A 20,797-nucleotide genomic window follows, 5' to 3' on the forward strand; every position below is an offset into this window, starting at 1 on the left:
ACGCCCCTCCCTTCCAAGGGAGGGGCCGGGGGTGGGTGCGCCGCGAAGCGGCGGCCTACGCGCCAGTGGGCAGACGCGCGCTAAACCCCGCCATCCTCCCCCCGTCGCGGAAAGCGCACTCGGATATGCGTGCCCACGCCACCCTCGACAATCTCCACCTGCGCGCCCATGCGCGACGCGGCGGACTGGACGATGGCAAGGCCCAGCCCCGTCCCCTCCGGCGCGCTGGCGCCGCCCACGCGAAAGAAGCGTTCGAACACCTTGTCGCGATGCTCCACCGCAATGCCGGGGCCGTCGTCGCTGACCGTCATCAGGGTCGCATCCTCGCCCTGCGCCAGCGCGATCGTCACCGTGCCGCCGGGCCGGTTATAGCGGATGCCATTGTCGACCAGATTGGCCAATATCTCGAACACCAGCGTGCGATGCGCCTCGACGCGATAGCTTTCCGCGTCCGACGCCTCCAGATTGAGTTCGACCTGCGCCTGGATCGCCTGGTTGATCAGCCGGTTGACCACCACCGCGCTCACTTCCTTCAGGTCCACCGTCTCCAGCGGCGGCGATGCCCCGGCCTCCTCGGCCCGCGCCAGCGCCAGCAACTGCGTCACCAGCCGCTCCAGCCGCTGCGCCGCATCGGCAATTTCGTCGAACGCCTCGCGCGATCCCCGCCGCGCCAGCTCGATCTGCACCTTCAGCACCGAAATCGGCGTGCGCATCTGGTGCGAGGCATCGGCGGTGAAACGGCGCACGCCCCCCGTGGCCTGGTCCAGCTGGCGCAGCAACCGGTTGAACGCCCGCGCCAATGGCCGCAATTCGCTCGGCAACGGCCCCGCATCCAGCGCCGAGAAATCGGGCCGCGCGCCGCCATCGCGCACCTCGACCGCGCGCCTCAGCCGCAGCAACGGCCGCAGGCTCCAGCCCAGCGCCGGCCGCAGCAGCAGGATCGCCACCCCCACCAGCGTCAGTTCGCCGATCAGCAGCGCGATCATCAGCCGGTGCATCAGCGCCCGCCGGTTATCCAGCGTCTCGGCCACCTGCACGATCACCGGGTCGGCGATCCGCGGCAGGCTGCGCTTCACCTCGCCGATGCGGATGTCCTGCCCGCGATACCGGGCAAAGCGGAACCGCGGCTGGTCGACCGGCATGGTCCGCGGGTCGGGCGCGGGCAGATCGGCATAGCCGGTCAGCAGCGTGCCACCCACCGCGATCCGGTAATAGACATTGTCCCGCTCGCTATTTTCCAGCATGCCGAACGCGGCGGGCGGCAGGTCCAGCGTCACCTCGCCCCGTTCCACCTGCACGGTTTCGGCGATCGCGCCCAGCGCGCCACCCAGCACCCGGTCGTTGGTCCGGCGGACCACGTCGGAAATCAGCGTCGCGCCGCCCACGCCGATGATCGCCGCCGCGCCCAGCATCGGTCCCAGCATCGCCGCCAGCAGGCGGGTGCGCAGGGCAATGGCCCGCCCCTCGCCCGATGGCCGTCCCTCATTGGGCATCGAGCATATAGCCCACGCCGCGCACCGTGCGGATGCCCGGCCCGTCGGGCGCCAGCTTGCCGCGCAGCCGGGTCACATGCACCTCGATCGCATTGCTGCCGACCGGCTCGTCAAAGCCGAACACCTCGCCGATCAGCAATTCGCGCGGCACCACCTGCCCGGCCCTGGTCGCCAGCGACTCGAGCACCGCCAGTTCGCGCCGGCGCAGGTCCAGCGCCCGTCCGGCGACATCGGCGGCGCCGGTCGATCGATTGATGGTCAGCGGCCCGACCGTGATTTCCGGGGTCGGATCGCCGCCCCGCCGCCGCCCCAGCGCCCGCACCCGCGCCTCCAGTTCCTGGGGCTCGAAGGGCTTTCGCAGATAATCGTCGGCGCCCAGGTCCAGCCCCCGCACCCGGTCGTCCAGCGCATCGCGCGCAGTCAGCATCAGCACCGGCACTTTCTCGCCGCGCCGGCGCAATTCCGCCAATACGGTGAAGCCGTCGATATCCGGCAGGCCCACGTCCAGTATCACCAGCGCATAGGGTTCGCCGCCCACCACCGCCAGCGCATCCTCGCCGGTCGCGACATGGTCCACCGCATGGCCGCCCGCCCGCAGCAGCGCTGCAATGCTGCGCGCCAGTGCGGCGTCATCCTCGATCATCAAAATCCGAATAGGGCACCCGATGCTGAAAGGTTGATGACAGCTTGGCTTCGTAACTGCCTCTCCCAATCCGACAGAAGAACGGAACATGTGAGGAGCAGGGTCGATGCGAAGGGTTATTCAGATAGTGGCGGCGCTGGCAAGCCTGTCCGTCACCAGCGCGACAGCGGTAGCGCAAAGGCCAACCGGCTATCCGCGTTCCTATGACGATCTGATCGGCGATGCCCGTGCCGAACGGCAGGTCATCGTCTATGCCAATGCCGACACGTCGGAAATGGCACCGGTCATCCTGGCGTTCCAGCGCCGCTATCCCGGCGTCACCGTCAGCTATTCCGACCTCGGGTCGAACGAGATGTTCCGCCGCTTCTCGACCGAGGCGCGCAGCGGCCGGATGTCGGCCGACCTGGTCTGGTCGTCGGCGATGGACCAGCAGGTCAAGCTCATCAATGACGGCTTTGCCCAGGCCTATGCCAGCCCGGAAAAGCCCGCCCTGCCCGCCAATGCGGTGTGGAAGAATATGGGCTTTGGCGTCACCGCAGAGCCGATCGCCTATGTCTACAACAAGAAGGCGATTGCCAATCCGCCGCGCAGCCATGCCGCGCTGGAGGCGATGCTGCGCAAGGATCGCAAGGCGCTGACCGGCAAGGTCGCGACCTTCGATCCTGCCCGCTCGAACACCGGCTATCTCTATCTGACCCAGGATTATGCCATCACCCGCGACACCGGCTCGCTGGTCGAGGCGATGGCCGCGACCCGGCCGCAACTGCACATCACCACCGAACCGATGCTGCGCGGCGTGGCCGAAGGCAAATTCTCGATCGCCTATAATGTGATCGGCTCCTACGCGCAGGAACGCGCCCGCCGCGACCCGCGCATCGGCGTCGTCTTTCCCGAAGATTATACCATCGTGATGTCGCGCATCGCCTTCATCGCGCGCGAGGCGCGGCACCCTGCCGCCGCCAAGCTGTTCCTCGACTTCCTCCTCTCGCGCGAAGGGCAATCGCTGCTCGCGCAACATAGCCTCTGGCCGGTGCGGACCGACATCAACGGCCGCCGCCTGCCCGCTGCCCAGGCCCGCTCGATCCGCGTCGGCCCGCAGCTTCTCGTCAATCTCGACCGCCTCACGCGCCAGCGCTTCCTGCGCGAATGGCAGGCGGCCCTTGTTTCCGGAGCCCGATAAGCATGTCCCATCTGATGTTGCGCGGCGGTTGCGCCGCGCTGGCACTGATCGTCGCCACGCCCGCCCTCGCCCAGACGCCCAGCGCCGATGATCTGGCCGCACTGGTGAAGGCCCAGGCGGCCGAGATCGCCGCGCTCAAGGCCCGGCTCGACAAGATCGAGGGCCAGCAGGCCGCCGCCCAGGCCGCGACTCCCCCCGCCGCTGCGCAGCCCGCGCCGCAAATGGCGCAGCAGGACACGGCCCAGCCGCTGGTCATCGCCCCCTTCGCGCCGCAGATCGTGCCGCCCGGCCCGGCCGATATCGACGTGGCCCAGGCCCGCGCGGTCGCCGCCAATCCGTCCGGCGTCACCACCGAATGGGGCGCGGGCCTGCCCGTCTTCCGCTCGGCCGACGGCGTCTTCACCTACAAGCCGCGCGGCCGCATCCTGGTCGACGTCAGCTCGACCATGGGGTCGAAATATGGCGGCCGCAACACCACGACGACCGGCATGCGCGCGCTGCGCCTGGGTCTGGAAGGCGGCGTCGGTCCGCATTTCTTCTACCAGTTCGAAAGCGATTTTTCGGAGAATGAGGTCGACATCGTCACCGCCTTCCTGGGCTATCGCAACAAGATCAGCAGCAAGGTCGATTATGACGTGCGCGCCGGGCACCTGTTCAACGACCGCGCCTTCGAAGGCAGCACCGGTTCGGACTCCACCCCCTTCCTGGAACGGGGCGTGGTGTCGACCGCCATCATCCCGCAGCGCGGCTTCTACGGCATCGGCATCATGGGCCGCATGTTCGGCCCCAACTGGCATGCCTCGCTCAGCGTGACCGGCGACCGCGTCGATGGCGAACAGGCGACCAATGACAGCCGCACCTTCAGCGGCCGTGCGCACTGGAACCCGATCAGGACCGATCGCTCGCTGCTCCATGTCGGCGGCTGGTTCTTCGACGAAGCCCTGTCCTCCGCCGCGACCACGCTGACCCGCAGCACCGTCATCGGCGGCCGCTTCAACGGCGCGGTCCGCGTCACCACCGGCGAACTGCTCGGCGGCCGCTCGACCACCGGCTATGGCGCGGAACTGGGCGGCTATGTCGGCGGCCTGTGGGTGATGGGTGAGGCCGGCCGCCGCATCGCACGCCTCGACGGCGGACGCCCCAGCTTCGAAAGCAAGGCCTGGAGCCTGTCGAGCGGCCTGTTCCTGACCGGCGAACTGCCGCCCTACAACCCGCGCCTCGGCAGCTTCGGCCAGCCCAATGTGCTCGACCCCGTGCTGGACGGCGGCCTCGGCGCGATCGAGCTGACCGCCCGCTACGAAAATCTCGATTATACCGACCTGGTGCTGGGCGGCGACGGCTGGGCCGCGACGCTGGGCGTCAACTGGTATCTCAACAGCTTCACCCGGATCCAGCTCAACGGCATCCAGTGGCACACCAACAACCGCGCCGGCACCTACACGGGCGGCGATGACGGCCAGACCGTCAGCGCCCGTGTCGGCGTGACCTTCTGATCCTCCTTCCTCCAGCCCCCTCAAGGACGCAGCGATGAATCTTGCCCTGCTCGGCTTCCTGATGGTCGCCACCTTCATGACGCTGATCATGACCAAGCGGATGACGCCGCTGGTCGCGCTGATCGTCATCCCCTCGCTGTTCGGCGTGATCGCCGGTCAGGCCGCCGGCCTTGGCGACATGATGATCGACGGCATCAAGAATCTGGCGCCGACCGGCGTCATGCTGCTGTTCGCCATCCTCTTCTTCTCGACCATGACCGACACCGGCCTGTTCGACCCGCTGGTCGCCCGGCTGGTGAAGATCGTGCATGGCGATCCGCTGCTGATCCTGCTGGGCACCGTGGTGCTCTGCGCGATCGTCAGCCTCGACGGCGACGGGTCGACCACCTACATCATCACCATCGCTGCGCTGCTTCCCCTCTACAAAAGGTTCGACATGAACCGGCTCTATCTCGTCTGCCTGCTGATGGTGACGAGCGGGATCATGAACCTGACCCCGTGGGGCGGGCCGACCGCCCGCGCCGCAAGCGCGCTGAAGCTGGACCCGGCCACCCTGTTCCTGCCGCTCATCCCCGGCATGATCGCCGGCCTCGCCTTCCTGCTCGGCCTCGCCTTCTGGTTCGGGATCAAGGAACGCCGCCGCCTCGGCAAGGTGCAGGCGCGCCAGTCGGTCGCCCCGTCGGACCTGGGCGTCTCGCAATATCCCGAAGCGCGCCGGCCGCATCTGCGCTGGTTCAACGGCCTGCTGGTGGTGGCGCTACTCGTCCTGCTGGTCTGGGGCGTGCTGCCGCTCTCGGTGCTGATGATGATCGCCTTCGCCATCGCCATGATCGTCAACTATCCCGGCGTCGCCCAGCAGAAGGAACGGATCGCCGCCCATGCCGGCAATGTCCTGTCGGTCGTGTCGCTGATCTTCGCCGCCGGCATCTTCACCGGCATCCTCGGCGGCACCGGCATGGTGGAGGCGATGAGCAAGGAAGTCGTCGGCGTCATCCCGCCCGCGCTCGGCCCCTATATGGCGCCGATCACCGCCCTGCTCTCCATGCCCTTCACCTTCTTCATCTCCAATGATGCCTTCTATTTCGGCATGCTGCCGATCCTTGCCGAAGCCGGCGCCCATTATGGCGTCGAACCGATGGCGATCGCCCGCGCCTCGCTGATGGGCCAGCCGGTCCATCTGCTCAGCCCGCTGGTCCCCTCCACCTATCTGCTGGTCAGCCTGGCGGGCGTGGACCTGGCCGATCATCAGCGCTTCACCCTGTTGCCCGCCGCCGCGGTCGGCATCGTCATGACCCTGGTCGGCATGATCGCCCTGGCTTTCCCCTTTGTCGCCTAGGGGGGTGGACACACTTCTCCGCTTCCTGGCGGCGCTTGCCGTCGGGGCGGCCGGCGGCGCGCTTTTCTGGTCGATCCATGCGCCACTGCCCTGGGTGCTCGGATCGATGGCGGCCTGCGCGGTCGCCAGCGTCGCCGGTTTGCCGATTCAGGCTTCCGCCGCCACCCGCCGCCCGATGGCGGCGGTAATCGGCGTGGTGCTGGGCAGCAGCTTTGGCCCGCATTTGTTGCCGCAGGCGCGCGACTGGATCATCCCGCTCGCCGCCCTGCCCTTCTTCCTCGCCACCGCCGCGCTGCTGTGCGTCACCTATTTCCGCAAGGTCGCGAAGTTCGACCCGGCCACCGCCTATTTCGCCGGCATGCCCGGCGGCATTGCCGAGATGGTGGTGATGGGGGCGGAGCGCGGCGCCGACGAGCGCGCCATCGGCCTGATCCATGGCGCGCGCATCTTCCTCGTCGTCTTCATCCTGCCCTTCCTGATCCGGCTCGACCATGCGCCGGTCGCTACCAGCGCCATCACCCCGGTGACCGGCGATGTGGCCAGCTGGTCGCTGCTCTTCTGGGGGATGGGCTGCGCGCTTCTGGGCCTGCTGATCGGCCGGCTGTTGCGCCTGCCCGCCTGGCATCTGGTCGGGCCGCTGGCGGTCAGCGCCGCCGTGCATATGAGCGGCCTCGCCGATTTCCGCATTCCCGGCTGGGCACTGGCCGCGGCACAGGTCGGCCTTGGCGCCACCATGGGCTGCCGCTTCGTTGGCCTGACGTTGAAGGGATTGCTGCGCATCCTGGCGCTGGCGGCGGGGTCGACGGCGATCCTGCTGGCCGTCACCTTTGCCTGGGCGGCGGGGATCGGCACGCTCGCCGGGGTCGATCCGGTGCTGCTGACGCTCGCTTATCCGCCAGGCGGTCTCGCCGAAATGAGCATGGTTGCGCTCAGCCTGGCGCTGGAGCCGGGCGTCGTCGTCATCCACCATCTGACCCGCGTCATCCTGGTGCTGATCGGCGCGCCGCTCGGCTTTGCCTCCATGGGGCGGAAGAACGGGGCCGACTGACCAGCCCCGCGCTTTCTGAGAAATGCGCCTCTGGCGCATCCGCACCGGCCCGCACCCCCACCCGACCGCCCAGACATGGTATCCTGATGGGAGGTCGGGTGGGGTTCAAACGAGTCACGTGCCTCGTTTGAAGGCCGGTGCCGCATCGAAAATGCGCTCTTCCGCGCATTTTCCAAACAGGGCCTCAGAACAGGGTGATGAGGCCCGTGGCCGGGTCGATCGCGCCTTCATAGATCATCTTGCCGGCGACATAGAGGATCACGATCAGGCCGAAATAGGCGATCGCGCGATAGCGTTCGATCACGCGGGCCAGCAGGTTCGCCGCCACGCCCATCAGCGCTACCGACAGGACAAGCCCGATCACCAGGATGCCGGGATGCTCCCGCGCCGCGCCGGCCACCGCCAGCACATTGTCCAGGCTCATGCTGACGTCGGCAATGGCCACCGCCCAGGCCGCCTGGGCAAAGCCCTTGGGCGCGGCCTTGCCAGCAATATCCTCGGCATCTTCCGGTTCGCCATGCGCGCGCAGTTCGCGCCACATCTTCCAGCCGACCCAGACCAGCAGCAGGCCGCCGGCAAAGACCAGGCCGACAAGCTGCATCAGCTGCGTGACCAGCAGGGCAAAGGCGATGCGCAGCACCAGCGCGGCGATCACGCCGATCGCGATGACCTTACGTCGCGACGCCGGCGGCAGGCCGGCCGCCAGCGCGCCGACGACGATCGCATTGTCCGCCGCCAGCATGATGTCGATCAGCACCACCTGGCCAAAGGCCGCCAGCGCGGATGGAGAGCCGAGATTGGAAAAATCGGCGACTATGTGAGTCCAGATGTCGTTCATAAATCCTCTCGCCGTCCCGCAAGGCAACGACGTGAAGAACATCACCGCCGCAGCGAACAGCCTATTGGGTGTGAATTGGGCCGCCGCCGATTAGCGAAGCAGCCTGTCATCAACCTTTCAGCCGCGCTGTGCGGACATGGTGCGATGCCGCTGGCGCGGCTTGTTGAAGAAACGGATCGCCAGCCACCCCAGCAGCAGCGGCACCAGGCACAGGCCCAGCGCCATCATGGCGAAATGCTCGGCCTCGAAATCGAAATGGGTCAGCCGGCCGCCAGCCAGATAGCCGGGCAACAGCAGCGCCGGCACCCACAGCAGGGCGGACAGGATATTGGCGATCTGGAACGGGCCATGCGGCATCTTCACCACGCCCGCGACCACCGGCACGGTCGAACGGACCGGCCCCAGGAAGCGGCCGAGCAGCACCGAGATGAAGCCATAGCGGCGAAAGAAGAGCCGCGCCCGCGCAAAGGCCAGCCGGTGCCCGCGCAGCCAGCGATGGCGATAGATGGCCGGCCCGACCGACCGCCCCAGCGTGTAGGAGACCCAGTCGCCCAGGATCGCGCCGAACACGGCGCAGGCGAACACCGGCGCCGGATCGACCAGCCCCGCCCCGATCAGCCCGCCGACCGCGATCATGGTGGCGATTGCCGGCACGAACAGCCCGATCACCACCAGCGATTCGAAAAAGGCCAGCACGCCGATGATCGGCCCGCTCCACCAGCCATAGCGGGTAATCATGTCCAGGATGAGATCAGACAGGTCAGACATGCTCGATCAACGCACCAACAGGGAAGGAGTCGCAACCTAGGGCGATCCGATGAGCCTTTGGTTAACCGATGGACGAGTTGTTCCCTGTCTGCGGCGGGACGGATGCTGTCAATGATAGTTTCTCAACCGATCCCGCCATGGCTTTGCATTTCCCGACAAACGGCTAGAAACCAGTCGCTTGCCACGAAAGGGCCATGACATATGGAATATCGCACGCTCGGTCGCACCGACCTCTGGGTCAGCCTGATCTGCCTTGGCACCATGACCTGGGGATCGCAGAACAGCGAAGCCGAAGCGCACGCCCAGCTCGACTATGCGATCGGCCAGGGCGTCAATTTCATCGACACCGCCGAAATGTATCCGGTCACCCCGGTCAGCCGCGACACCCAGGGCCTGACCGAAGCCTATATCGGCAGCTGGATCGCCGGGCGAAAGAAGCGCGACGACATCATCCTGGCGACCAAGGTGGCCGGCCCCGCCCGCGATCCCTCGCGCGGCATCCGCACCGCGGACCGGCTCGATCGCCGGAACATTGAACAGGCAATCGACGACAGCCTGCGCCGGTTGCAGACCGACTATATCGATCTCTACCAGGTCCATTGGCCCGACCGGCCGGTCCCCTCCTTCGGCGTGCGCGGCCTGTCCGCCCTGGCCGACCGGCCCGACACCGTGCCGATCGAGGAAACGCTCGATGCCCTTGCCGATCTGGTGAAGGCGGGCAAGATCCGCCATGTCGGCGTGTCGAACGAAACCCCCTGGGGCGTCAGCGAATATCTGCGCCTGGCGCGGGACCAGGGCCTGCCCCGTATCGCGTCGATCCAGAACGCCTATAATCTGCTCAACCGCGTGTTCGAAATCGGCCTGTCCGAATTTTCCCTGCGGGAAGATGTCGGCCTGCTCGCCTATTCGCCGCTCGCCGGCGGCAATCTGACCGGCAAATATCTGGGCGGGGTGATCGCGCCCGGCACCCGCCGCGACGTCGCGCGCCAGTTCGTCCGCTACGACCTGCCCGGCCAGGCGCCGGCCGCCGCCCGCTATGTCGCGATCGCCCATGCCCATGGCCTTGATCCCGCCCAGCTCGCGCTCGCCTATGTCAACAGCCGCCCGTTCGTCACTGCGACGATCATCGGCGCAACCTCGCTGGACCAGCTCAGGGCCGACATCGACAGCGTCAACCTGACGCTCAGCGCCGATGCCATCGCCGCGATCGAGGCGGTGCATCGCGACCTGCCCGACCCTTGCCCCTGATCGGGGCCGGCCGCCGCGCTACAGCGTCAGCCGAAACAGCGCGCCGCCCGACGGCGCGCTGTCGATCTCGATCGTGCCGTCATGCGCCAGCAGCACCTGCCGGCCAAGGCTCAGGCCGATCCCGCTGCCGGTCTTCTTGGTGGTGAAGAAGGGCAGGAAGATGTCGTGGCGCAGCGCCTCGGGCACGCCGGGGCCATTGTCCGCCACCTCGATCCGGGTGCGCCCGGCGCTGATCGCGGCGATGCTCAGCGACACTTCCGGCCGGTCGCGATGGCATTCGGCCGCATCCGCTGCATTGCGCAGCAGGTTGATGACCACCTGCGCCAACAGGTCGGGATCGGCATCGATGCGATGGTCGGCGGGGCTGACCCGCACATCCAGATGCACGCTCGCGCGATCGGCATCGGCCGCGAACAGCTTGGCCAGTTCGTCGGCAAAGGGCCGCGCCGCGAACAACCGACGATCGACCAGCGGCGGGCGGGTGATGGTGCGATAGGTTTCGACGAAATGCATCACCCCGTCGGCGCGCCGGGCCAGCGTATCGACGGCGGCACGGGCATCGGCGATCAGCGGATCGTCGCCATCGTCCGCCTGCGCCATCAGGTCCGACGCGGTGCGGGCGAGCGATGTCACCGGCGTCATCGAATTCATGATCTCATGCGTCAGCACGCGGATAAGGTCGCTCTGCGCCGCCACCTCGACCGCATTCAGCGCCTGCTGGATCACCTGCACCGCAATCACCCGCGTCGCCCCGCCCAGCCGGGTCAGGCTGGCGCAGCGGATCAGCACGCGCTGCGGCCCGATATCGGTCTCGATCAACATGGTCTGGCTGCGCCCCGGCTCCAGCGCGGTCAGCGTCGCGGCGAAATGGCCGCCATAGGGGGCATAATCGTCCGGCCGCACCCCGGCATGGCGGTTGAACAGCTTGCGCGCCGCCTTGTTCACCGGCTCGATGCGGCCATCGGGCGCGATCGTCAGCAGCGCGGCGGGCGCATCATCGGCCAGCGCCTCGTAGAAGCGCGACGCCTCCTGCAAGCGCACCCGATCGTCGCGCAGCTTGCGGATGCCGCGGTCGAGCGCCGCGCCCAACTGGTCGAAGCCGCTGTCCGACCCCGGCCGGGCGAAGCGCGCCTGCAGGTCGCCAAACTCGATCGCCTCGACAAAGCGGGCCAGTTCGAAATTGGCGCGGCGCACATGATGCCATAGCGCCATAGCGCTGACTGCCGCCCCGATCGCACACAGGATGCGCACGGCGCCCAGGTCCGGCGTCATCAGCGCCCAGGCGAGCGCCGCCAGGCACGCCATCGCCATGACGAGCCGCAGCGCCAGGCCGATCGAGAAGCGCCGATCAAAGCCCATGTTTTTCCATACGGCGATAGAGGGAGGCGCGGGTCAGGCCCAGCTCGGCGGCGGCGCTGGAGATATTATAGCCATGCTTCATCAGCGCGGTCTCGACCAGTCGCCGCTCGACCCGTTCCAGATTCATGTCGTCGGGTGGTGGCGGCGCCTCCACCACGGCGGCCCGGTTGATCCGGACCGGCTCGGGACTGCCATGGTTGCGCAGCGGGATATCCTCGATGCCAAAGGGTGCGTCCCCGGCCAGGATCACCGCCCGCTCGATCGCATGCCGCAGCGCGCGGACATTGCCGGGCCAGTCATAGGCGACCAGCGCCGCCATCAGCTCGGGCGCGATCGGATGGACCGGCCGGGCATATTTGCGGGCATAGAGCGCATGATAATGGGCGACCAGCGCGGGAATATCCTCGCGCCGCTCGCGCAGCGGCGGCAGCACTATCTCGACCGTATTCAGGCGGAACAGCAGATCCTGGCGGAACCGCCCTTCGTCCGCGATCTGCCCGGCGCTCAGGTTGGTCGCGGCGATCACCCTGATGTCCACCGGCACGGGCTTGTTGGCGCCCACCGGCGTCACCTTGCGCTGCTCCAGCGCGGTCAGCAGCTTGGGCTGCAGGTGCAGCGGCAGATTGCCGATCTCGTCCAGGAACAAGGTGCCGCCATCGGCCGCCTGCAACCGCCCGATCCGGTCGGCCCGCGCATCGGTGAAGGCGCCCTTCACATGACCGAACAACTCTGAATCGATCACGCTTTCGGCCACCGCGCCCAGATCCACCGGCAGCATGATCCGGTCGGCCCGGCGTGATCGGCGATGCAGTTCGCGCGCGACCAGTTCCTTGCCCGTGCCATTCTCGCCCAGGATCAGCACATTGGCGTCGGTCGGCGCGGCACGATCGATCAGTTGCTGCACCCGCGCCATCGCCGGTGATGTGCCGAGCAGCGGCGTTTCGCCCGCCGGCGCCGCCGCGATCATCGCCACCTTGTCCTTCTGCGCCACCGCCTTGCGCGACGCGCGCAGCGCCGCGGCCGTGCGCACCGTCGCCAGCAGCCGCTCGTTCGACCAGGGCTTGGTCACGAAATCGGTCGCGCCGCGCTTCATCGCCTCGATCGCGACCTGCACCCCGGCATGGGCGGTAATCATCACGATCACCGCCTGCGGATCGCGCGCCAGGAAACGGCCCAGCCATTCGAACCCTTCCGCCGCATTGGTCGCCCCGCGCGAGAAATTGGCGTCGAGCAGGAACGCTTCGGGGGTCAGGCCGGCGGTCGCGGCAAAGGCGGATTCGGGGTCGCGAAAGGTCAGCACTTCGCCAAAGATCGCGCGCAGCAACAGGCGCGCGGCCAGCAATATGTCGTCATCATCATCGATGACGACGCACAGCTCGAATGGCTTCTCCTGTGTCATCCGCCCCTCTGTCATCCGTTCGCTCCCGTACAGCGCCTGTCCGGAACCGTGCAATCAATATCCGTGCCAGACCCGTCACGGCCCGGATTCCGTCCCGCACGCGCCCGCAAAAAGGCAACTGGCACGCCGCTTGCGAAGCATCGGGCAAAGGGCATGTGCCCCAAGTCCAGATGGAGACTGACAATGTATCGCCGGCCCGGCTCCTCGCTGTCAAAACCGCTTTCGATCCTGCTCGGCATCGCCGCCACCCTTCTGGTGATGGCCGCGCCGCAGGCCGCTTCCCGGCCGTTCGGCTGCGAAGCACCGCGCCAGATGGCGGCCGAGGCCGGGCATCTCCGCTGCCCCGCCCGCGCCGGCACCGGCTGCAAGCCCTTCCTCGCCTGATGTTCGCTATCGGACAAGCAATGTTCGAAATCGGACAGTGGAGCCGCCACGCATGAGTGTCGTCAGCATGCCGAGCGAAACGCCACGGGCCGCCGCGCCCACCAGTGGCGGCGCGATGGACCGGGTGGTGGCGCGCAAGACCCTGCCGCTGCGCGCCAAGGTCGCACTGGGCGCCGCTGGCGTGATCGCGCTGCTCGGCACCGCCTGGTATTATATGCCCAGCAGCAACAGCCAGACCCTGCCGGCCGACCGCATCGTCGTCTCCACCGTCAGCCAGGGCCGGTTCGACGATTTCCTGCCGCTGCGCGCCCGCGTCACCCCGCTCATCACCGTCTATCTCGACGCGATCGAGGGCGGCCGGGTCGAAGAGGTGCTGGTCGAGGATGGCGCCACCGTCCAGAAGGGCCAGTTGCTCGCCCGCCTGTCCAACGCCGAACTGCAACTGTCCGTCCTCGCCCGCCAGACCGAAGTGACGCAGCAGCTCAATTCCATGCGCAGCCAGGAACTGGCGCTGTCGCAGAACCGGCTCACCAACAACCGCGCCATGCTGGAGGCCGATCTCGACCTCAAGAAGGCACAGCGCCAATATGAGCGGGAAGCGCCGCTGGCCGCGCGCGGCTTCGTCGCCGGCCGGACCTTTGCCGACACGCGCGACGATCTCAGCTATCAGCGCGATCGCCGGGCCGTCCTCGCCCGCACCCAGCAGACCGACGAGCGGCTCCAGACCAGCCAGCTCGCCCAGCTGCGCGCCTCGGCCGAAACCCTCCAGTCCAGCCTCGGCGTCGCCCGCGCCAGCCTGGAGGCGCTCAACCTGCGCGCGCCGGTCGCCGGCACCGTCTCAGCCTTCTCGATCCAGGTCGGCCAGTCGATGGCGCGCGGCGAGCGGCTGGGCCAGATCGACAGCCCCGGCCGCAACAAGCTGGTCGCCGGGATCGACGAATTCTATCTGCCCCGCGTCCAGCTCGGCCAGACCGCGACGGTCGACTGGAACGGCAAGAGCTACCGGATGAAGGTCGCGAAAATCTATCCGACCGTGCGCAACGGCCAGTTCGAGATCGACCTGCAGTTCCTCGACGGCGAACCGCCCCAGATCCAGCGCGGCCAGACACTCCAGGCCAAGCTGACCCTGGGCGATCCGGTGCGCGCGCGCCTGATCCCCAATGGCAGCTTCTACAATGACACCGGCGGTGCCTGGGTGTTCGTGGTGACGCCCGACGGCGGCGAGGCGGTGAAGCGCGCCGTGCGCCTGGGCCGGCGCAACGCCGACTATATCGAGATTCTCGACGGGCTGGAGCCCGGCGAGCAGGTGCTCACATCCCCCTATACCGGGTTTGCCGACAAGGATCGGCTGGTCCTCGAGAAGAAGTGAAAGGCAAAGACATGACCCAAGCGTTGCTCAGCCTGCGTGAACTCAGCCGCGTCTATCGCACCGACATGGTCGAAACCACCGCGCTTGACGCGATCGACCTCGACATCTTCCAGGGCGAATTTGTCGCGATTATGGGCCCGTCGGGCTGCGGCAAGTCGACCCTGCTGAACATGATCGGCATGCTCGACAGCCCGTCGAGCGGTTCCTACCGCTTTGGCGACACCGAGATTGCGGGCCTGCCCGAACCCAGGCTGGCGGGCATCCGCAAGACGCATCTGGGCTTCATCTTCCAGAGCTTCAACCTGATCGACGAGCTGAGCGTGGCCGAGAATATCGAACTCGCCCTGCTCTATCACGCCATGCCCGCCGCCGAGCGCAAGGCGAAGGTCGAGGCGGTGATGGACCGGGTCGGCATCGCCCATCGCGCCCGCCACCGGCCCAGCCAGCTGTCGGGCGGCCAGCAGCAGCGCGTCGCCGTCGCCCGCGCGCTGGTATCCGAACCGCGCCTGATCCTGGCCGACGAACCGACCGGCAATCTCGACACCAGCCATGGCGAGGAGGTGATGAAGATGCTCCAGACGCTCAACGCCGAAGGATCGACCATCGTCATGGTCACCCATTCGCCCGCCCATGCCGATTATGCCAGCCGCGTCGTCCACATGCTGGACGGCCGCATCCTCCAGGAACGGCGCCGCGCCGCCTGATAGCCCAAGACGGAGAGACTTCCCATGTGGCGCAATTATCTGACGGTCGGCCTGCGGTCGCTGCTCAAGAGCCGCACCTATGCGGCGATCAACATATTGGGGCTGGCGACCGGCATGGCGGCCTGCCTCATCATCCTGCTGTTCGTCCGCAATGAACTGACCTTCGACGCCTGGATGCCGCAGGCGGACCGGACCTTCCAGTTCCAGACCTATTATACCGACCCGCATGGCGGCCGCGAAAACAATCTCCAGATGGCGCCCTATGTCGCGCAGGCGGCGCTGCGGAAGGATTTTCCGCAGATCGCGGCGGCCGTCCATCTGCTGTCGGCGGGGCCGGTCGTTCTGCGCAACGGCGTCGCGACCGAAGTCGACGACATGAAATTCGTCGACGGCCCGGTGTTCGACGTGCTCGACCTGCCGCTGATGAAGGGCGATCCGCGTACCGCGCTCGCAAAGCCCGGCGACATGGTGCTGACCGACAGCGAGGCCAAGCGCCGTTTCGGCAGCGAAGACCCGATGGGCCAGACGCTGACGCTCATCTCGCGCGGCATCTCGACCGACTATCGCGTCAATGGCGTGCTCAAGGATCTGCCCAAGGCTTCGCACCTCAAGCTCACCATGCTCGCCCGCTATGATCCGCCCAGCTACTGGGCGCAGACGCCCGATTTCCTCAGCCAATATGGCTGGCAGTCGGGCTGGATCTATGTCCGGCTGAAGCCCGGCGCCGACGTCAAGGCGATCAATGCCCAGCTGCCGCAATGGGAAAAGCGCAACATCCCCGACCAGTTTTTCGGCGGCCGTCGCTTCAACCAGGGCGACGACATGAACTTCGCCTTGGTCAATGTTCGCGACGTCCATCTCGGCCGCGCCCAGAACGGGTCGATGACGCCGGGCAATGATCGCGGCTCGATCATCACCTTCGCCATCGTCGCGCTGCTCATCCTGGGCATGGCCTGCGTCAATTTCGTCAATCTCGCCACCGCCCGCGCCAGCCAGCGCGCGCGGGAAGTTGCGCTGCGCAAGGTGCTGGGCGCCAATCGCCGCCAGCTGGTGCTGCAATTCATCGGCGAATCCATCCTGGTCTCGGCGGTGGCGATGCTGGTCGCGCTGGCGCTGACCGAATTGCTGCTGCCGCTGGTCAGCCGCTTCCTCGACGCGGACCTCAGCCTCCATTATTTCGGCAGCGGCGGCCTCATCCTGCCGATCATCGGCCTGGTGCTGCTGGTCGGCGTGGCCGGCGGCGCCTATCCCGCCTTCTACCTGTCCCGCTTCCAGCCCGCCCGCGTGCTCAAGGCCAACAAGTCGGCGGCCGATGCGGAAGGATCGGGCCGGCTGCGCAGCGCACTGGTCGTCGCCCAGTTCGCCGTGTCGATCGGCCTCATCATCTGCACGGCGGTGGTCTATGCCCAGACCCTCTACGCCCGCAATTCCGATCCCGGCTACAAGCGCGAGGGGCTGATCCAGATTTCGGGCATCAGCCGCCGCCAGCTCGACCCGGTGCTCGACACGATGGTGCGGGAAATCGAGAAGGTCGACGGCGTGACCTCGGTCGGCCGCACCAATATCGGCATCAGCACCACCAACAACACCAATAGCGGTATCCTCGTGCCCGGCCGCGAAGAGCCGATCAGCATGGGCATCTATCAGGTCGACACCAAATTCTTCGACACGATGGGCATCAAGCTGCTTGCCGGGCGGAGCTTCGACATCAACCGGCCGATCGACGACATCACCCGTCCCTTCCCGGAGGTTCCGGAGGCCGAGCGCGCCTTTGCCGCGCGCGGCGCCAATACGGTGGTCAACGAACTGGCGGTCAAGCGCTTGGGCTTTGCCTCACCGCAGGACGCGATCGGCAAGCAGGTCCGCGGCGGCCTGGTGCGCGACGAATTTGGCGGCAGCGTGCCCATCACCATCATCGGCGTCGTCCAGGATTCGCGCTTCCGCTCGATCCGCGATCCGATGGACCCGATCTTCTTCCTCTTCGATCGCGACAATCATAACGAAATGCTGATCCGCTATCATGGCAATCCGGCGACGGCGCTGGCGCGGATCGAAGGCGTGTGGAAGCGCCTCGCTCCCGAAGTGCCCTTCAGCGCGCGCTTCAGCGACGATATCGTGCGCGAAGTCTATCATGCCGAGGAAGCACGGGCCCAGGCCTTCGCCGCCTTCGCCCTGCTGGCGGTGATCGTCGGCTGCCTCGGCCTGTTCGGCCTGTCCGCCTTCACCGCGCAGCGCCGGACCAAGGAAATCGGCATCCGCAAGGTGCTGGGCGCCAGCACGGGGAAGATCGTGCAACTGCTGGTCTGGCAGTTCACCCGCCCGGTGCTGATTGCCAACCTGATCGCCTGGCCGGTCGCCTGGTGGGTGATGCGCGACTGGCTCAACGGCTTCGACTCCCGCATCGCGCTGACGCCCCTGCCCTTCCTGCTGGCAGGCGGGCTGGCGCTGCTGATCGCGATCCTCACGATCGGCGCGCACAGCTTCCGCGTCGCGCGCACCAATCCGATCCACGCGCTGCGCTACGAATGACAGAAAACAGGCCGGCCATCCTGGTGGATGACCGGCCTGCCTGCTTGCGGGACTGGCCCGCGCTTATTTCACCTGGGCCAGCGCCGCATTCATCCGCTTGGCGGCGAAGGGCGGCAGCTTGACCGCCTTGGCCGCCGTCACATCGGCCGCCGTCGGCTTGCCCACCTGCACCAGCGCCACCATGCCCATCGAATAATGGGGCATGCACTTGATGCCATAGAGGCCCGGCTTGCTGACGGTCAGCACCGCTTCCTTGTTCATCGCCCCCTTCATCGGGGTCGCGCCTGCCGGCAGCATGGTGGAGATGGTCTCGGCATTATGGCTGGGATCGGTCGGCTGGAAATGGATCACGTCGCCCGGCGCCGCCTTCACGAAGGACGGCTCGAACACCATCGCGCCATCGGCGCCCTTGTTCTTCATATGGACGGTGATGTCCTTGGCCGCGGCCGGCATCGCACTGGCCATGGCCAGGCCGCCGATGATCGCCAGCGCCGAACGATGAAGCATTTACTCTCTCCCGAAAATCAATGGTTTGAACTACCCCGTTAGCGTGCAACATGCCCAGAAACGGGGGCCAGACAATTGACCTTTGGTCCTATCGGCGCGCGGGTTGGACGGGCTCCAGGTCATGGCCCAGATCGCGCCAGCCGTCCGTCCCCTCGGCCAGCCACCAGATATTGCGATAGCCCATCACCCGCAGCCGTCGCGCCGCATTCCAGCCCATCCAGCAATCCGCGCGGCAGAAGGTGACGATCATCCGGTCGCGCTTCCCCCCGGTCAGCCGCGCAACCCCGCGCGCGAACCAGTCGGCGATATCCGGCATCGGCGCACCCCGCCCGCTTTCGGGAAACCAGTGGGCGCCGGGGATGCTCTCATGCGGCTGCGCCAGTTGCCAGCGTCCGTCCGCCGCGCGATGGCCGCCCTCGGCCGGCAGCACATCGATCAGGATCATGTCGACATCCGGCCGCAGCCCGGCGATCGCGGCCGGCGCGATCCTGCCCACCCCCTCGGGCGGGCGATGCACCGGGCTGCGATAATGGGTAATGCGATACCCCTCTGCGTCGAACAGGCCAGCCTCCTGCGCCCGCGCCTGCGTCACGCCCGGCACCAGCAGCAGCACCGCCATCAGCCCGATCCTCGCCCGCATCCCCATCCCTTCCACGCTCCACGACCCAAGGTGCAATGGTAGCCGGTTTTTCCCCGCGCTAGGCATGGACTTTGGGAGAAGAGGATGAACAGGCGCAAGACCCTGACAGCCATGGCCATGTCCTGCCTGCTGGCAAGCGGCGGCATCGCGCCTGCCCGCGCGCCCTATCCCACCGATCCGCTGCACTCGCCCATGTGGACCGCCCATGCGCAGACCATCTTCGGCGACGATCCGGTCCGCTTCGATCCGCGCGTGAAGGTTAGCTATCCCGAAATCGCGGAAAATCAGCGCAGCTTCCCGGTCGCGCTCGACGCGCGCGGCCTCGGTCCGGTCAGGCGCATGCTGATCCTGGCCGATCTCAATCCCATCCCGATCGCCATCGATTATCGGCCCGACGGCGCCGAACCTTATGTCGCCACCCGCATCAAGCTCGACCAGCGCACCCCGGTGCGCGGCGCGGTGCAACTGGCGGACGGCCAATGGCTGGTCAGCGGCGGCTGGGTCGATGCGGCGGGCGGCGGCTGTTCGGCTCCGCCGGTCAGCCGGGTAAAGGGCGACTGGGCCCAGCATCTGGGCGAAATGCGGGGCGAAGCCTGGCCAATGGCCGACGGCGCCAGCCGGCTGCGCGTCACCTTCCGCCATCCGATGGACACCGGCTTCGTCGCCAATATCCCGACCTATCATATCGAACAGATGCGCGTGACCGGCCCTGACGGCCGACTGCTCGGCGAGATGGAGATATGGGCCGCCGTCGCCGAAGACCCCGCCATCACCCTGATGCCCCGCGCCCATCCCGGCGACACGCTCTCCATCGCCGCGCGCGACACCAATGGCCGCGCCTATCTCGCCAAGGTGACGGTCGCCCGCCAGTCCCCCCTGCCCGCCGCCACCGGCGCGACCGGCCGATGATGCTCAGCCGCCGACAGGCGCTGGCCGGCATGAGCGGCGCCCTCCCGCTGCTGACCGGGGCCGCACCGGACGATTATCGCATCGATCCGCAGCCGGTCGCCGATGGCCTGTGGATGATCCATGGTGCCGACGAACCGATGCTGTTCACCAATGGCGGCGCGATCGCCAATATCGCGATCATCGCCACCCCGGCCGGCACATTGCTGGTCGATGCCGGCCCGTCGATCCGCTATGGCCACATGCTCAGGAAAGTGGCGGAGACATTGACCGGCCAGCCGGTCGTGCGGGTCTATGTCACCCATCTCCATCCCGACCATGGCATGGGCATCACCGCCTTCGATCCCGCCATCGTCGCCGCCCTGCCCGGCACCATCGCCGACATGGAACGGGACGGGCGCGGCTTTTCCGATGCGCTCTATCGCCTGCTGGGCGACTGGATGCGCGGCACCGACCTCGCCCTGCCGGGGCGGCGGATCGACCAGCCGACAGAGGATTTCGGCGGCCGCCGCCTGCAACTGCTGCCGCTCGCCGGCCACAGCAATGCCGATCTCGCCTTGTTGGACGAACGCACCGGCACGCTGATCGCCGGCGACCTGCTCTTTCTCGACCGCGCGCCCAGCACCCCGACCGCGAACCTCGCCCGCTGGCGCGAAAGCCTGGATGCGCTCGCAAAGCTGCCGCACAAGGCGGCGATCCCCGGCCATGGCCCCTTCGATCCCGCCGGCACCCGCGCCATCGCCCAGACCCGCGACTGGCTCGACTGGCTCGATGCGACGCTGCGCACCGCCGTGCAATCCGGCCTCGACATGGTGGAGGCCGGCACCCTCCCCATCCCCGATCGCTTCGCCACCATGGCCGCCGCCCGCTACGAACTGCAACGCAGCGTCGCGCACCTCTATCCCGCGCTGGAGGCGGAACTTCTGCCCAGGGTGGACCTGCCGGAAGGATGA

19 protein-coding genes are annotated in these 20,797 nt (G+C 67.5%); 11 read left to right on the forward strand and 8 right to left on the reverse strand.

Going from position 1 to position 20,797, the window contains the following annotated elements:
- Window positions 1-80: 80 nt before the first annotated feature.
- Together VHN57_RS14160 and VHN57_RS14165 are read right to left on the reverse strand one after the other, a co-directional pair.
- Window positions 81-1,493 (reverse strand): sensor histidine kinase, encoded by a 1,413-nt coding sequence (locus VHN57_RS14160; protein ID WP_278984968.1) that lies wholly within the window; start codon window positions 1,491-1,493, stop codon window positions 81-83.
- Window positions 1,483-2,136 (reverse strand): response regulator, encoded by a 654-nt coding sequence (locus VHN57_RS14165; RefSeq protein WP_004208051.1) that lies wholly within the window; start codon window positions 2,134-2,136, stop codon window positions 1,483-1,485. Before VHN57_RS14165 ends, VHN57_RS14160 begins: the two co-directional genes overlap by 11 nt.
- A 106-nt stretch (window positions 2,137-2,242) precedes the next feature.
- Between VHN57_RS14165 and VHN57_RS14170 the strand changes: the two genes are divergently transcribed.
- From VHN57_RS14170 to VHN57_RS14185, 4 genes are read left to right on the forward strand one after another with little or no spacing between them, the layout of a single operon-like run.
- The gene (locus VHN57_RS14170; RefSeq protein ID WP_037512766.1) at window positions 2,243-3,316 is read left to right on the forward strand and encodes an ABC transporter substrate-binding protein; all 1,074 of its coding nucleotides are present in this window, start codon (window positions 2,243-2,245) and stop codon (window positions 3,314-3,316) included.
- Between the two features lie 2 nt (window positions 3,317-3,318).
- A complete protein-coding gene (locus VHN57_RS14175) occupies window positions 3,319-4,809 on the forward strand; it encodes an OprO/OprP family phosphate-selective porin (protein WP_048937700.1) in 1,491 nt (496 codons plus the stop codon).
- Window positions 4,810-4,843: 34 nt separating this feature from the next.
- Window positions 4,844-6,145, forward strand: coding sequence for a CitMHS family transporter (locus VHN57_RS14180; protein ID WP_010335556.1), 1,302 nt, complete (start codon window positions 4,844-4,846; stop codon window positions 6,143-6,145).
- Between the two features lie 4 nt (window positions 6,146-6,149).
- Window positions 6,150-7,193, forward strand: a complete 1,044-nt coding sequence (locus tag VHN57_RS14185) for an AbrB family transcriptional regulator (RefSeq protein WP_423284242.1) — start codon at window positions 6,150-6,152, stop codon at window positions 7,191-7,193.
- A gap of 184 nt (window positions 7,194-7,377) precedes the next feature.
- Here the strand turns inward: VHN57_RS14185 and VHN57_RS14190 are convergent, their stop codons facing one another.
- Window positions 7,378-8,031: a YjbE family putative metal transport protein gene (locus VHN57_RS14190; RefSeq protein ID WP_048937702.1), complete on the reverse strand. Its 654-nt coding sequence runs from the start codon at window positions 8,029-8,031 to the stop codon at window positions 7,378-7,380.
- A gap of 117 nt (window positions 8,032-8,148) precedes the next feature.
- Window positions 8,149-8,799: a DedA family protein gene (locus tag VHN57_RS14195; protein WP_004208058.1), complete on the reverse strand. Its 651-nt coding sequence runs from the start codon at window positions 8,797-8,799 to the stop codon at window positions 8,149-8,151.
- Window positions 8,800-9,000: 201 nt separating this feature from the next.
- On the opposite strand from VHN57_RS14195, the gene VHN57_RS14200 reads away from it, so the two are divergent.
- The gene (locus tag VHN57_RS14200; protein ID WP_278984963.1) at window positions 9,001-10,047 is read left to right on the forward strand and encodes an NADP(H)-dependent aldo-keto reductase; all 1,047 of its coding nucleotides are present in this window, start codon (window positions 9,001-9,003) and stop codon (window positions 10,045-10,047) included.
- An 18-nt stretch (window positions 10,048-10,065) separates the two neighbouring features.
- On the opposite strand, the gene VHN57_RS14205 is transcribed toward VHN57_RS14200, so the two are convergent.
- Window positions 10,066-11,406: a sensor histidine kinase gene (locus VHN57_RS14205; RefSeq protein ID WP_278984961.1), complete on the reverse strand. Its 1,341-nt coding sequence runs from the start codon at window positions 11,404-11,406 to the stop codon at window positions 10,066-10,068.
- Window positions 11,396-12,805, reverse strand: a complete 1,410-nt coding sequence (locus VHN57_RS14210) for a sigma-54-dependent transcriptional regulator (RefSeq protein WP_278984959.1) — start codon at window positions 12,803-12,805, stop codon at window positions 11,396-11,398. The genes VHN57_RS14205 and VHN57_RS14210 overlap by 11 nt, the downstream gene beginning before the upstream one ends.
- A 183-nt stretch (window positions 12,806-12,988) precedes the next feature.
- Between VHN57_RS14210 and VHN57_RS14215 the strand changes: the two genes are divergently transcribed.
- Genes VHN57_RS14215 through VHN57_RS14230 form a run of 4 tightly spaced genes read left to right on the forward strand, consistent with a single transcriptional unit; the run spans window position 12,989 to window position 17,791 of the window.
- On the forward strand, window positions 12,989-13,189 hold the full coding sequence (locus VHN57_RS14215; RefSeq protein ID WP_004208062.1) for a hypothetical protein: 201 nt from the start codon (window positions 12,989-12,991) through the stop codon (window positions 13,187-13,189).
- Between the two features lie 52 nt (window positions 13,190-13,241).
- A complete protein-coding gene (locus VHN57_RS14220; protein ID WP_037512776.1) occupies window positions 13,242-14,558 on the forward strand; it encodes an efflux RND transporter periplasmic adaptor subunit in 1,317 nt (438 codons plus the stop codon).
- Between the two features lie 11 nt (window positions 14,559-14,569).
- Window positions 14,570-15,262, forward strand: a complete 693-nt coding sequence (locus tag VHN57_RS14225) for an ABC transporter ATP-binding protein (protein ID WP_004208064.1) — start codon at window positions 14,570-14,572, stop codon at window positions 15,260-15,262.
- Between the two features lie 24 nt (window positions 15,263-15,286).
- Complete coding sequence (locus VHN57_RS14230; protein WP_278984954.1) at window positions 15,287-17,791, forward strand: FtsX-like permease family protein; 2,505 nt, start codon at window positions 15,287-15,289, stop codon at window positions 17,789-17,791.
- A gap of 63 nt (window positions 17,792-17,854) precedes the next feature.
- On the opposite strand, the gene VHN57_RS14235 is transcribed toward VHN57_RS14230, so the two are convergent.
- The gene (locus VHN57_RS14235; RefSeq protein ID WP_017501382.1) at window positions 17,855-18,298 is read right to left on the reverse strand and encodes a pseudoazurin; all 444 of its coding nucleotides are present in this window, start codon (window positions 18,296-18,298) and stop codon (window positions 17,855-17,857) included.
- Between the two features lie 88 nt (window positions 18,299-18,386).
- Window positions 18,387-18,938, reverse strand: coding sequence for a rhodanese-like domain-containing protein (locus tag VHN57_RS14240; protein ID WP_278984951.1), 552 nt, complete (start codon window positions 18,936-18,938; stop codon window positions 18,387-18,389).
- A gap of 84 nt (window positions 18,939-19,022) precedes the next feature.
- On the opposite strand from VHN57_RS14240, the gene VHN57_RS14245 reads away from it, so the two are divergent.
- Together VHN57_RS14245 and VHN57_RS14250 are read left to right on the forward strand one after the other, a co-directional pair.
- Window positions 19,023-19,847 (forward strand): quinoprotein dehydrogenase-associated SoxYZ-like carrier, encoded by an 825-nt coding sequence (locus VHN57_RS14245; RefSeq protein WP_278984949.1) that lies wholly within the window; start codon window positions 19,023-19,025, stop codon window positions 19,845-19,847.
- Window positions 19,844-20,797: a quinoprotein relay system zinc metallohydrolase 1 gene (locus VHN57_RS14250; RefSeq protein WP_278984947.1), complete on the forward strand. Its 954-nt coding sequence runs from the start codon at window positions 19,844-19,846 to the stop codon at window positions 20,795-20,797. The genes VHN57_RS14245 and VHN57_RS14250 overlap by 4 nt, the downstream gene beginning before the upstream one ends.

Source organism: Sphingobium salicis subsp. salicis, from assembly GCF_049472635.1.
In the GTDB taxonomy this organism is placed as follows: Bacteria; Pseudomonadota; Alphaproteobacteria; order Sphingomonadales; family Sphingomonadaceae; genus Sphingobium; species Sphingobium yanoikuyae_A.

Coding starts and splice junctions, on each gene's coding strand:
- VHN57_RS14200 (WP_278984963.1), top strand. CDS start 9,001: ATGGAATATCGCACGCTCGGTCGCACCGACCTCTGGGTCAGCCTGATC.
- VHN57_RS14195 (WP_004208058.1), bottom strand. CDS start 8,799: ATGTCTGACCTGTCTGATCTCATCCTGGACATGATTACCCGCTATGGC.
- VHN57_RS14245 (WP_278984949.1), top strand. CDS start 19,023: ATGAACAGGCGCAAGACCCTGACAGCCATGGCCATGTCCTGCCTGCTG.
- VHN57_RS14175 (WP_048937700.1), top strand. CDS start 3,319: ATGTCCCATCTGATGTTGCGCGGCGGTTGCGCCGCGCTGGCACTGATC.
- VHN57_RS14210 (WP_278984959.1), bottom strand. CDS start 12,805: ATGACACAGGAGAAGCCATTCGAGCTGTGCGTCGTCATCGATGATGAT.
- VHN57_RS14240 (WP_278984951.1), bottom strand. CDS start 18,938: ATGCGGGCGAGGATCGGGCTGATGGCGGTGCTGCTGCTGGTGCCGGGC.
- VHN57_RS14180 (WP_010335556.1), top strand. CDS start 4,844: ATGAATCTTGCCCTGCTCGGCTTCCTGATGGTCGCCACCTTCATGACG.
- VHN57_RS14160 (WP_278984968.1), bottom strand. CDS start 1,493: ATGCCCAATGAGGGACGGCCATCGGGCGAGGGGCGGGCCATTGCCCTG.
- VHN57_RS14220 (WP_037512776.1), top strand. CDS start 13,242: ATGAGTGTCGTCAGCATGCCGAGCGAAACGCCACGGGCCGCCGCGCCC.
- VHN57_RS14225 (WP_004208064.1), top strand. CDS start 14,570: ATGACCCAAGCGTTGCTCAGCCTGCGTGAACTCAGCCGCGTCTATCGC.
- VHN57_RS14235 (WP_017501382.1), bottom strand. CDS start 18,298: ATGCTTCATCGTTCGGCGCTGGCGATCATCGGCGGCCTGGCCATGGCC.
- VHN57_RS14215 (WP_004208062.1), top strand. CDS start 12,989: ATGTATCGCCGGCCCGGCTCCTCGCTGTCAAAACCGCTTTCGATCCTG.
- VHN57_RS14250 (WP_278984947.1), top strand. CDS start 19,844: ATGATGCTCAGCCGCCGACAGGCGCTGGCCGGCATGAGCGGCGCCCTC.
- VHN57_RS14165 (WP_004208051.1), bottom strand. CDS start 2,136: ATGATCGAGGATGACGCCGCACTGGCGCGCAGCATTGCAGCGCTGCTG.
- VHN57_RS14170 (WP_037512766.1), top strand. CDS start 2,243: ATGCGAAGGGTTATTCAGATAGTGGCGGCGCTGGCAAGCCTGTCCGTC.
- VHN57_RS14230 (WP_278984954.1), top strand. CDS start 15,287: ATGTGGCGCAATTATCTGACGGTCGGCCTGCGGTCGCTGCTCAAGAGC.
- VHN57_RS14205 (WP_278984961.1), bottom strand. CDS start 11,406: ATGGGCTTTGATCGGCGCTTCTCGATCGGCCTGGCGCTGCGGCTCGTC.
- VHN57_RS14190 (WP_048937702.1), bottom strand. CDS start 8,031: ATGAACGACATCTGGACTCACATAGTCGCCGATTTTTCCAATCTCGGC.